Genomic DNA, 11117 nt, shown 5'->3' on the forward strand with positions numbered 1-11117 from the left:
CCAGCGATGGGTAGTCTCGGGCGTGACGAGAGGATCAACCATATGAGCCCCAGTACCGAAAACGCAGCTGCCGACCCCGCCTGGTGGACGAGCGCCGTTGTCTACCAGGTCTACCCCCGCAGCTTTGCCGACTCCGACGGCGACGGCGTCGGTGACCTCGGCGGGATCATCGGCAAGCTCGATCACCTCGAGGAACTCGGGGTGGACGTGGTGTGGCTGTCCCCGATCTACTCCTCGCCGCAGCACGACAACGGCTACGACATCAGCGATTACCGACAGATCGATCCGACCTTCGGCACCCTTGAGCAGTTTGCTGAACTCCTAGAGGGCGTACACCGACGGGGGATGAAGCTGCTTATGGACCTCGTGGTCAACCACACGTCCAGCCAGCATCCCTGGTTTGTGGAATCCGCGTCGTCGACCAACAATCCCAAACGGGACTGGTACTGGTGGCGGGATGCCCGCGAGGGCTTCGAAGCCGGAGAGAAGGGTGCCGAGCCCACCAACTGGGGTTCAGCATTTAGCGGTCCGAGCTGGACACTGGACCGCACCACCAGTCAGTACTACCTGCACCTGTTCGCACCCGAGCAGCCGGACCTCAACTGGGAGAACCCCGAGGTGCGCCGGGCGGTCTACGAGATGATGAATTGGTGGTTGGACCGCGGTGTCGACGGTTTTCGCATGGATGTAATCAATTTCATCTCCAAGGACCCCGCCCTGCCTGACGGGCCGTTACCGAACGGAAAGTTGTGGGGCGACGGCTCACGGTATTTCGTCTCGGGTCCGCGGATTCATGAATACCTTCACGAGATGCACCGCGAGGTTTTCGATGGTCGCGAGTCAGATCTGATCACGGTTGGTGAGATGCCCGGTGTCACCATCGACGAGGCGAAGCTCTTCACGGATCCCGCCCGGCGTGAAGTGGACATGGTGTTCCAGTTCGAGCACGTTGGTCTCGACCACGGCGAGGGCGGCAAGTGGGATTACAAGGGACTGGACCTACGCGACCTGAAGACCTCGTGGAACAGGTGGCAGAAGGGTCTGGCCGAAACGGGCTGGAACAGCCTGTACCTGAACAACCACGATCAGCCCCGGGTGGTCTCCAGGTTCGGCAATGACGGCGCCTACCGGTACGAGTCCGCCACACTTTGGGCCGCGCTGCTCCACCTGCACCGCGGTACGCCGTACGTCTATCAGGGCGAGGAAATCGGCATGACCAATGCCCCCTTCGAGACGGTCGACGACTTCCGCGACGTCGAGTCCATCAATCATTTCTACGAGGCAACAGGGCCGCTGGGACACGATCCCGAAGATGTATTGCGGAACCTGCGCATCATGAGTCGGGACAACGCGCGCACGCCCGTGCAGTGGACGGCGGGAAAGCAGGCTGGGTTCACGAGCGGCACACCGTGGATCGGAGTCAACCCGAACCACACGCTGGTTAATGCCGAGACTGATCGCGCGGCGGAGAAGTCCGTGTTCAAGTTTTACCAACAGCTCATCGAGCTCAGGCACAAGAACGAGACGGTCCGCCTGGGCCGGTTCGCGATGCTCGCCGGGGAACATCGCACTCTGTACGCGTTCACCCGCACGCACCATGCCACGACGCTCCTGGTCCTCGGGAATGTCTCCGGTGACACGCTGGCTCTGCCGGACGATCCATCGCTCGCAGAATCCGCGCGCGGCGGGACGCTGGTCCTTGGCAACTACGACGGGGAGCCCACCCCCGAGCTTCGCCCCTGGGAAGTGCGTATCCTCCAGCTGTGAACCGCCCCTAAATAGCAGGACACACCCCTTATGGCGCGCCAAAAGGGGTATGTCCTGACAGTTCGCGTTTACCGCTCGGCGGTGAGCGTCTCGGTGTAGAGGTCCATCAGTCCGGTTATTCCGCTCTTCTCCATTGCCCGGCGTTGACGGACCGCGCCGGTTCCCCGCTCCCATACCGTCTTCAGGCAGGTCTGAATCCAGTGCGAATCACCGGCGTCGTCCAGTGCGGTGCCGATGTGCTCCAGCAGCCGGTTCATCTGTTCCCGGGCGGGCGTCAGCTTTCCGGTGAGGGGATTGACGACGACGTCGCTCAGTCCCTCCCGCGCCCCCTGCCACTGGGCTGCGTCCAGCAGCTCGGGATCCGGATCAGGGTACGGAGTACCGGCGAGCGCTTCCTCGACCGCCGTAGTGACCAGGCCGCGTACCAGGCCCGCAATCAGCACGGAGTCCTGCGCTTCCAGCTGGGAATCGGCCGTGCGTACCTCAAGGGTGGGGTAGTGGTCTGAAAGCCGCGCCACCCAGGTGAGGACGCCGCGGTCAATGATTACTCCGGTGTCGAGCAACCGCTGGATACGCCGTTCGTAATCTGCGGCATCCGCAAAAATGGGCGGGCAACCCTGCACTGGCCAGCGGCGGTAGTGCACCGTCCGCCAGCTGGCGAATCCGCTGTCCCGGTCCAGCCAGAACGGCGAGTTGGTGCTGAGCGCGGTGATGATCGGAAGCCACGGACGAATCCGATTAAGCGCCTGCACACCGGTCTCCTTGTCCGGAATCCCCACATGCACATGCAGTCCGTTGACGAACTGGTCCGCCACGATTCCCCGGGCGCTCGACTTCAACTCGTAATAGCGCTGCTTGTCCGTGAGCTTGGGATAACCCTCCTCGATGCGCGGCGCGGTTGCCGAGCCGGACGCCCGGACGCCGGACTTCCGCGCCGCGGCTGAAAGCTGCCGCCGGAAGTTCAGGAGCGATTCCTCCGCTTCCGTGAGCGTGTGGCACACCGGTGTCGCCATCTCGATCTGGCAACTCAGCAACTCCCGCTGGATATCTTCACTCTCGACCGTGCCGACGGTTTCCAGCAGCGCCTGGACCTCGGATGCATTGAAGACGGGCAACCCCGATGCCGGATCGAGCAGGAGGTACTCTTCTTCAATTCCCAGCGTGGTCATGGAGGGCCTTCCGATGGAGCGAGCAACTTCCCCCAGTGTAGGCAGACAGCCCGGCGTCCATGGGTGGCGGTGTTACACAGCGGCTGTCGCCAGCAGGCCCAGCCACACTGCCGCGAGCCCGCATCCGAGGTTGGCAATCACATGAACGACGGCGGCGGCCCGCCTCCTGCCCTGCCACAGTGAGACGGCGCCGACCGTGAAGGTGCTGAACGTGGTGAGCCCGCCCGCCAGCCCGGCGGCCAACACCGAATACCACTGGGCATCGATGGCGGAGTTCAGGAGCATGCCCCAGAGAACGCCGATGCCGCCGGACCCCAGGGTATTGACAACCAGTGTGCCGCCGGGGAACGGAGGTTTCGGCGGTACCGGGTGGCGCCGCCGCGCACGCAGCGTTTCAAACGCCCTGTCGATGCCGAAGCGAACCAGCGCACCGACCATGCCGCTGAGGCCGACCACTGCCGCGATGATCACGCCGCTGTCCGCCGTCCGGCCGCGATCCCCGCTGCTGCGGCCGCCATGCCCACCGCGAGGGACCCCGCCAGATATGGCACCTGGAAGCCGGGCTCCGTGACAGTCGTCAGCGTGACCGCCGAGAACGTGGTGAAAGAGCCGAGGATGCCTGGCCCGAGCCCAGCCTGCAGCCATCGGGGTTGCCGCGTGCCGGCGGCCCACAGGGCCGTCAGCCAGCCGAGCAGAAAACTTCCCGCAACGTTGATTCCAAGGGTGGTCCAGGGAAAGGCCGAGGGAGTTTCGGGAAACAGCAGACCGAGCAGATAGCGCGCTTCCGTTCCAACAAACCCGCCGACCGCGACGGCGGCCCATATCTTCCAGCCAATGCGTTCAGAAAGAGCGTGCGGCTGTGCGGTCATAGGACCAAACTACAGCCGGCGTGTTCTCCCACCGATTCCACCCAGATGGACCGGGTGAGCTCGTGGCCGAAGCTGAGATCGCGGGCGCCGCTGCCGGTGCCGACGCGGGCCTGCAGGGGACCGCCGAAAGGAGTCCGCCGCAGCACCGTGACGGGAGAACCGATGCCCACCTCTTCCGCGGCCAGGAATCGCAGGAGCTGCGGGTTCTCATCGCTGATTCTGGTAACCCGTCCCGAGTGTCCGTCGTCGAAGTTGTCCAGGGGGAGCGCGTCCGGAAGGGAAATCGAGCCTGCCGCCGTCGGGATTGGGTCACCGTGCGGGTCCACGGCGGGGAAGCCGAGCCGGGCGTCCAACCGATCGATGAAGGTGTCGGAGACGGTGTGCTCGAGCAGTTCGGCCTCATCATGCACTTCGTCCCACCGGTAGCCGAGGTCCTGTACCAGAAAAGTCTCGAGCAGACGGTGGCGCCTCACCATGGCCAGTGCCAGGCGCCTCCCGTCGGCGGTGAGCTCAACGGGTCGGTATGGCTTGTGGTCGACCAGCCCGAGCTCTGCGAGCTTCCGGATCATCTCCGACACGGAGGAGTTCGCTACCGACAGCCGTCCTGCAAGCCGTGTCGCCGTCACCGGCTCATCGTGCCATTCCGACAGTGCGTAGATGGTCTTCACGTAGTCCTGGACGCTCGAGGAATCACTGCCGGGAGCGTTTGCTTTCGCGGCCATATCAGGCGGCCTGCTTGACATCGGGACGGGCTCGCCGTCGTCGTTGTCTCAGCTGCCGGATGAGTCCGGTACGTGGCGCCGCGAAGTAGGCCACGGCGAAAGCCAGCGCTTGCGCAAGCACCACGGATGCTCCTGTGGAAATGTCGAGGTAGTAGCTCGCATAGACCCCTGAGACGGCGGCCGTGGTGGTGATCAGGACAGCAAGAATCAGCATGCGGTCGAAGCTGCGCGTGAGCAGGAACGCCGTGGCGCCCGGTGTGATCAGCATCGCCACGACGAGGATAATCCCCACCGCCTGCAGCCCGACCACCACACTGAGGGCGAGAAGCCCCAGCAGGAGTGCACCCAGCGCCTTGGTGTTCAGCCCGATGACGTGCGCGTGCGTGCGGTCAAACGCCAGCAGCGTGAGGTCGCGCCGCTTGAACAGCACAATTCCGAGCGTCAGCGCTCCGAGGATCAGCACCTGCCACAGTTCGCCGTCAGTGACGCCGAGAACGTTTCCGAAAAGGATGTGCATGAGGTCCACCTGGGACGGTGTCCGCGAGATGATCGCGAGACCCACGGCGAAGAGCGCAGTGAACACCACACCGATCACTGTATCGGACTTCAGTTTCGTGGTTGATTTCACGGCACCGATCAACGCAACCGCCCCCGCCCCGAATACAAACGCACCGATGGAAAATGGAATACCGACAATGTAGGCAAGCGCTACCCCGGGCAGCACGGCGTGTGACACTGCATCCCCCATCAGCGACCAGCCCATCAGGATGAGCCAGCAGGACAGAACCGAAGCGACGACGGCAGCCGCCAGGGTGACGAGGAGGGCACGGGTAAGGAAACCGTACTGCAACGGTTCGAGGATGAATGTGACGGGGTCCACTTATGCTCCGGGTGAGGCGTTAGTGGCGGCTGCGCGTGAGCCCGTGGCGCTGAACGCCCGCGCCAGGTTGGCGTGGGTGAGTACCCTGGCAGGCGTTCCCTCGGCGAGGATGCGTTGGTGGAGCAGGATCGCGCGGTCGCACAGTTGGGGGAGGCCCTCGAGATCGTGCGTGGACATCAGCACGGTGCGCCCCTCATCCTTCAGCTGGTGAAGGAGTTGGACTATGGTGCCCTCACTGCCCTTGTCGACACCGGCGAAGGGTTCGTCAAGGAGGAGGAGCCTGGCGTCCTGCGCGATTCCCCTGGCAACGAAGGCCCGCTTCTTTTGCCCGCCGGAAAGTTCCCCGATCTGCCGGTTGCGCAGTTCGGTCAGTCCCACCCGCTCGAGTGCTTCAGCTACGGCGTTACGATCGGCCCGCGACGGGTGCCGCAGCGGGCCCATATGCGCGTAGCGCCCCATCATGACGACGTCGCCGACAGACACGGGGAAGTTCCAGTCGACGTCTTCGGATTGCGGCACGTATGCGACAAGTTTGCCTTTCCGGGCGGCCGTGGAGGTCCGGCCAAAGAGGGCTAGGGAACCTCGCTGGGCGGTCACTAGCCCCATCAGGCACTTGAAGAGGGTGGATTTTCCGGAGCCGTTCACCCCGATCAGTCCGCACACCTGTGCGCGGTCGAGGGTGAAGCTCACGTCGTCGAGCGCTGTGACGTCGCCGTAGTGCACGCTCAAACGTTCGACGGCGATTGCCGGATGTGTAGTTTGTCCGGTGGACGTCAGGGTCATGAGCCTAATCCTTCGACAATGAGATTGATGTCGTGCCGCAACAGGTCAAGGAAGGTGGGCACCGGTCCATCGGCCTCCGACAGCGAGTCCACGTACAGTGGGCCGGCAAGCGTGGCCCCGGTGCTGCGGGCGACCTGTTGCTGCGCCGAGGGGTTCACAGTGGACTCGCAGAAGACTGTTGGCACGTTGTGCTCCTCGACAAACGAGATAACATCCCTGATCTGCCGTGGGGTGCCTTCGTTGTCGGAATTGACCGGCCAGATGAAAGCTTCTTCCAGGCCGGCGTCACGGGCGAGGTAGGAGAAGGCTCCCTCACAGGTGACTAGCGCCGGCGTTGCCCCGCCGGTTTGGAAGGCGCTCTCGAGATCGGTCAGCAGTATCTGGAGTTCCTCCTTCAGCGCGGCTCCGTTGGTTGCGTAGTCCTCGGAATTGGCTGGATCAAGGTCCGACAATGCAGTAACGATGTTGTCGACATAGATCTTCGCTGCCTTCGGTGACATCCACGCGTGCGGATTGGGAAGCCCCTTATAATTCCCGGACCTGATATCAACGGGAACCACGCCCTCCGAAAGCACCACGTGCGGCGCATCGACAGACAGTACGAAACGCTCGAACCAGCGCTCCAGGCCCAGGCCGTTATCGAGGATCAGGTCGGCATCATGAGCGTTGATGAGGTCGGAGGGCGTGGGTTCATATCCGTGAATCTCGGTACCGACTTTGGTGATGGATTCAACCCGGATATGGCCGCCGGCCACCGCGCGGGTGAGATCCGCAAGGACGGAGAAAGTGGTCAGCACGACAGGGCGCGGGTCAGTAGCGGCCGCTGGACGGTCCGCGCGCGGGATGCCGCATCCCGCCAGAGCAAGCAACCAGATGAGGCATACCGGAATCAAGAATTTCGGCATACCTAAATTTAGCCCGCTTTGTCCTCGAATGGCCAGACGCAGCCGGTTCTCGGGCGAAGGTTCCCTCGACAGGACCTGTCCGGCGGTGCAGAGTGGGTGCAGGGCACCAACGAGACCCGGGAGGGGCGCAGATGAGCGAAGAGTCAAAGTACGAGGAAGAGTCAATGTACGAAGAAGAAGAACCGCGCGAGCACACCGAACAGCCGGCGGAAGGGGACCGCTCGCAGGACCCCGCTGACACAGGCACGCACGCGCAGGATCCTGCCGAGGGTGCGGATTTCGCGACAAAAACGTCCGAGGGCTCGAACCCGGACTAGGGTCTCATAAGCCGGCGGGGCAGGCGCTGCCAAGCCGGGTGGCCCGCCAGCAGTAGGTCAGATACGGCAGGCTGAGCAGGGCTTCGCGATCGTGTCCGAGGTGGTCGTTGAGGTACCAGAACAGGTTCGCCTCAACTTTCGCCCGGGTGCTTGTCGAAGCGTTCTGGTAATAGCTGCGGGACCGCGCGAGTTCCACGATGTCCGGAACCGTGAGGGCCTGCGTCCACGCGACTACCACCGATTCCGGTTCCGAGAAGAGCGGTCCCAGCACCGGACGGTAGCTCGGCCGGAACACGTCGCCGGCATGCATGATGCGGGAAAGCCGGTGCACCCATGGCACGCTCACGTCCAGCTGGTTCCAGACAAGGCCGAGGACTCCTCCCGGCACGAGGATGCGCGCTGCTTCCGCGCTCGCCGACGCCGCGTCGCACCAGTGCCAAGCCTGGGCGATCGAAACAAGATCAACGCTCGCAGTGCCGAGTCCGGAAGCCTCGGCCGTGCCCTGAACTCTTGCCACTGATGGGAGCTGCTGTCCGAGGACGGAGAGCATGTCCTCGGACGGATCAATCGCCGTCACCGCAGGACAACGGTGGGTGAGCTCCCTCGTGAACTTGCCGGTTCCGGCCCCGATATCGGCCGCGCGTCGTGCATCCGTTGGGACCAGCCAGTCCACAGCCTCCGGGGGATACCCTGGACGGACGCGCTCATAGCGCTCGCTGTCCTGCAGGTAGCCCCGAGCCAACTCACGACGGCGGTGCTCAGCGAGGCGCGGACCTCCAACGCCCATGACGGCAGCTCCTGTCGATACTTGATCAGAACCCGTCAATTAAATCACCCGGTCCGAGCTACTCGGGAACGGGGAGGGTCAGCTACGCGCTGTCAGTCGGTTGTGCAGGGTGCCGCGCCCGCCGTTCCCGGAGTGTGCGGAGCCCAGTCAGGGAAGGAACGGGTCTCGACAGCCGGTACCCAGCGCCCTGCGTCAACTACATAGTCGGTTCCCAGCCCATCGCGGATGAGCGAGGTGAGACCGGTGAGCAGTCGGTCGACATCGTCCTGCCGGGATCCGAGTCCGAAGCTGGCGCGCAGGGAGCCCGATGGCAGGCCCAGGCGCTTCAACAGCGGATGGGCGCAGAACTTCCCGTCCCGCAGCCCTACGCCATGCTCTGCGGAAAGGTAGGCGGCGACGAGGCCGGCGTCGTAACCGTGGACGGAGAAATTCACCACACCGATTGCGTCGGTGCTGTCAGAAAAGATGCGGTGTACGGTGACGCCGGTGAGGGCGGAGAGCCCGTCCACCAGCGCGTTCCGCAGGTCTGATTCATGGCACAGCCAATCCTCCGGGTCCAGGGCCGCGACAACCTCCGTTGCATACGCCAGCGCCGCTGCGCCCAGGACGTTCGGCGACCCGCCCTCATGCCGCGCAGGGCCGGTTGTCCATGAGACCGAATCGACCTTCACCGCCTTCACGGCACCGCCGCCGGCAAGGTGTGGCGTTCCGGCGTCGAGCCAGTCAGGCCTGCCGACCAGAACTCCGGATCCGAACGGTGCATACAGCTTGTGCCCGGAGAAAGCGACGTAATCGATTCCGTCACGCACGAGGTCCATCCGCCGGTGCGGCGCCAGTTGGGCTGCGTCGACAACGATGCGCGCGCCATGGGCATGGGCGAGGGCGGCAAGCCTGTCGATGGGCAGAACCTCACCGGTCACGTTCGAGGCACCGGTCACGGCAAGCAGGCTGATACCCCCGGACGCCAGCTCCTCCTCCACAGCGGTGAGCGTCGCCTCTATCGTGTCAGCCGCGACAATTCCGCGATGTGGGCGGTCCAGCCAGGGCAGGAGATTGGCATGGTGTTCCAGGTCGAGGTAAAGGACCTCGCCGCCCGCGGGTACGCAACCTGCCAGGAGATTCAGGGAGTCCGTGGTGTTGCGGGTGAAGATGACCGCGTCGTCTGCACGGCCGCCCACGAAGTTCCGGACGGTCTTCCGTGCCTTCTCGTACAGCGACGTTGAAATCTGAGATGTGTACCCGGCGCCCCGGTGAACGCTCGCGTAGTAGGGCAGAATGCTCTGCAGATAGTCATTGACCTGCTGCAGTGCCGGCGTCGAAGCGGCGTAATCCAGGTTGACGTAGCGGACAGCAGTGCCGTCAACCAGGGGCGCCTGCAGTTCAGCGCCCAGCACGGATGCAAGCGGTGCCGCGGACAGTTCGGTGGTGTTCTCAAGAAGTGCATTGCTCACAGAAGGTTAACCCCATGGTGGTCTCAAGGGACCTGCCAAGGGAGGCCCCGCGCTTGCCGAACCACTTTCCGGAACGGCCTGGTCGTCACCCGGGGCACCCCACCGCGGAAGGAGGGTTGCCGGCCAGCAAACCGGGGTTTAGCGCTGGCACTCGTGACCAATGAATCCAGAATAGGGCAGTCTGGAGTCTCCGCCCGTTTTGTTACGTGGCTACGTCAGGCGCCCGTATTTTCCTGGAGCAGATCGTCCAGCGAAGGGTTGAGTATCTTCAGGACGTCGTTATGCAGCGTGCTGTTGGTGGCCAGCGCGTTGCCGCCGAACGGTCCATCCGCGCCTTCCAATGACGTGAACCGGCCACCGGCTTCCGTAACGATCGGCACCAGTGCCGCCATGTCGTACAGGTTGAGTTCAGGCTCGCACGCAATGTCCACAGCGCCCTCAGCAACGAGGCAGTAGGACCAGAAATCACCGTAGGCCCGTGTACGCCAGACCGATTCCGTGAGCGACACGAATTCATCGAGGTTGCCGCGTTCTTTCCATCCCGACAGGCTCGAGTAGGAGAGTGACGCATCTTCCAGGCGCGACACGTTCGAGACCCGCAGGCGTGTTGCGGCGGCCAGTGACTTGCCGGTGAAGGCTCCCGTTCCGGTTGCTGCCCACCACCGTTTCCCGAGGGCGGGAGCGCTGACGACGCCGACGACAGGGCGACCCTCGTCCACCAGGGCGATGAGCGTGGCCCACACGGGAACACCGCGCACGAAGTTCTTGGTGCCGTCGATCGGGTCGATGATCCACCGTCGTGAGCCCGCGCCGCTGCTCCCGAATTCCTCGCCGAGCACGGCATCCCGGGGGCGGGCGCGTGAGAGTTGTCCGCGGATTGCCTCTTCCGCTGACTTGTCTGCATCGGTGACCGGAGTGAAGTCCGGCTTGGTCTCAACCGCCAGATCCAACGCCTTGAACCTGGACATGGTCTGGTCGTCGACGGAATCGGCCATCACATGGGCAAGGCGAAGGTCATCGTTGTAGCTCTGGAGGTTCATACAGTTCAACCTATATCCTCGGGACGCGCAGATGCGGGAGGCCCGATGCCCGGGGCGTTGAGTGCCCTTTGCACGCCGTAGAAGCCCGCCAGCTGGGTCTTAACGCAAGGAAGGGACATCGGCCGATAGCCGACGTCCCTTCCTTTGAAAACTAAGAGTTAGAGAACGGAGATGTTCTCAGCCTGGGGGCCCTTGGGTCCCTGGGTGGTCTCGAAGCTGACCTTCTGGTTCTCCTCGAGCGAGCGGAAGCCGCCGGAGTTGATTGCGGAGAAGTGAGCGAAGACGTCAGCGCCGCCGTCGTCAGGAGCGATGAATCCAAAGCCCTTTTCAGCGTTGAACCACTTGACTGTACCTGTTGCCATTTAAATCATTCCTTGAGTGTAGGATCCCCCCGTACTTCGGGGTTCCCGTCGCGGTGTTCATATCG

At 63.7% G+C, this 11117-nt stretch carries 13 protein-coding genes and 1 riboswitch; of the genes, 2 read left to right on the top strand and 11 right to left on the bottom strand.

What is annotated here, in order from left to right; translation table 11 throughout:
- Positions 1–42 precede the first annotated feature (42 nt).
- Entirely contained in the window at positions 43–1767 is a 1725-nt protein-coding gene (locus AC5RTB_RS11885) for an alpha-glucosidase (protein WP_494061281.1), read from the top strand.
- A 68-nt stretch (positions 1768–1835) separates the two neighbouring features.
- Here the strand turns inward: AC5RTB_RS11885 and AC5RTB_RS11890 are convergent, their stop codons facing one another.
- From AC5RTB_RS11890 to AC5RTB_RS11920, 7 genes are all read right to left on the bottom strand, one after another.
- Positions 1836–2936, bottom strand: coding sequence for a carboxylate-amine ligase (locus AC5RTB_RS11890; protein ID WP_494061282.1), 1101 nt, complete (start codon positions 2934–2936; stop codon positions 1836–1838).
- Between the two features lie 72 nt (positions 2937–3008).
- Positions 3009–3407 (bottom strand): fluoride efflux transporter FluC, encoded by a 399-nt coding sequence (locus AC5RTB_RS11895; protein WP_494061283.1) that lies wholly within the window; start codon positions 3405–3407, stop codon positions 3009–3011.
- A complete protein-coding gene (locus tag AC5RTB_RS11900; protein WP_494061284.1) occupies positions 3404–3805 on the bottom strand; it encodes a fluoride efflux transporter FluC in 402 nt (133 codons plus the stop codon). The genes AC5RTB_RS11895 and AC5RTB_RS11900 overlap by 4 nt, the downstream gene beginning before the upstream one ends.
- Positions 3802–4527 carry a metal-dependent transcriptional regulator gene (locus tag AC5RTB_RS11905; protein WP_494061285.1) on the bottom strand — a complete coding sequence of 242 codons (726 nt, stop codon included), beginning with the start codon at positions 4525–4527 and terminating at the stop codon, positions 3802–3804. Before AC5RTB_RS11905 ends, AC5RTB_RS11900 begins: the two co-directional genes overlap by 4 nt.
- A gap of 1 nt (position 4528) precedes the next feature.
- Positions 4529–5407 (bottom strand): metal ABC transporter permease, encoded by an 879-nt coding sequence (locus AC5RTB_RS11910; protein WP_494061286.1) that lies wholly within the window; start codon positions 5405–5407, stop codon positions 4529–4531.
- On the bottom strand, positions 5408–6190 hold the full coding sequence (locus tag AC5RTB_RS11915) for a metal ABC transporter ATP-binding protein (RefSeq protein ID WP_494061287.1): 783 nt from the start codon (positions 6188–6190) through the stop codon (positions 5408–5410). It abuts the gene before it with no gap.
- A complete protein-coding gene (locus tag AC5RTB_RS11920) occupies positions 6187–7095 on the bottom strand; it encodes a metal ABC transporter substrate-binding protein (protein WP_494061288.1) in 909 nt (302 codons plus the stop codon). Before AC5RTB_RS11920 ends, AC5RTB_RS11915 begins: the two co-directional genes overlap by 4 nt.
- A gap of 131 nt (positions 7096–7226) precedes the next feature.
- On the opposite strand from AC5RTB_RS11920, the gene AC5RTB_RS11925 reads away from it, so the two are divergent.
- A complete protein-coding gene (locus AC5RTB_RS11925) occupies positions 7227–7412 on the top strand; it encodes a hypothetical protein (protein WP_494061289.1) in 186 nt (61 codons plus the stop codon).
- A 4-nt stretch (positions 7413–7416) separates the two neighbouring features.
- Here the strand turns inward: AC5RTB_RS11925 and AC5RTB_RS11930 are convergent, their stop codons facing one another.
- The 4 genes from AC5RTB_RS11930 to AC5RTB_RS11945 all read right to left on the bottom strand — a co-directional run bounded on the left by AC5RTB_RS11930 (position 7417) and on the right by AC5RTB_RS11945 (position 11052).
- Positions 7417–8199: a class I SAM-dependent methyltransferase gene (locus AC5RTB_RS11930; protein ID WP_494061290.1), complete on the bottom strand. Its 783-nt coding sequence runs from the start codon at positions 8197–8199 to the stop codon at positions 7417–7419.
- A gap of 92 nt (positions 8200–8291) precedes the next feature.
- Positions 8292–9650, bottom strand: coding sequence for an aminotransferase class V-fold PLP-dependent enzyme (locus AC5RTB_RS11935; RefSeq protein WP_494061291.1), 1359 nt, complete (start codon positions 9648–9650; stop codon positions 8292–8294).
- Positions 9651–9694: 44 nt separating this feature from the next.
- A riboswitch (SAM riboswitch) is annotated at positions 9695–9809 on the bottom strand.
- Positions 9810–9865: 56 nt separating this feature from the next.
- Complete coding sequence (hisN, locus tag AC5RTB_RS11940) at positions 9866–10690, bottom strand: histidinol-phosphatase (protein ID WP_494061292.1); 825 nt, start codon at positions 10688–10690, stop codon at positions 9866–9868.
- A gap of 158 nt (positions 10691–10848) precedes the next feature.
- Positions 10849–11052 (bottom strand): cold-shock protein, encoded by a 204-nt coding sequence (locus AC5RTB_RS11945; protein ID WP_026545912.1) that lies wholly within the window; start codon positions 11050–11052, stop codon positions 10849–10851.
- Positions 11053–11117 lie beyond the last annotated feature (65 nt).

This window comes from Arthrobacter sp. M71 S08, assembly GCF_059089725.1.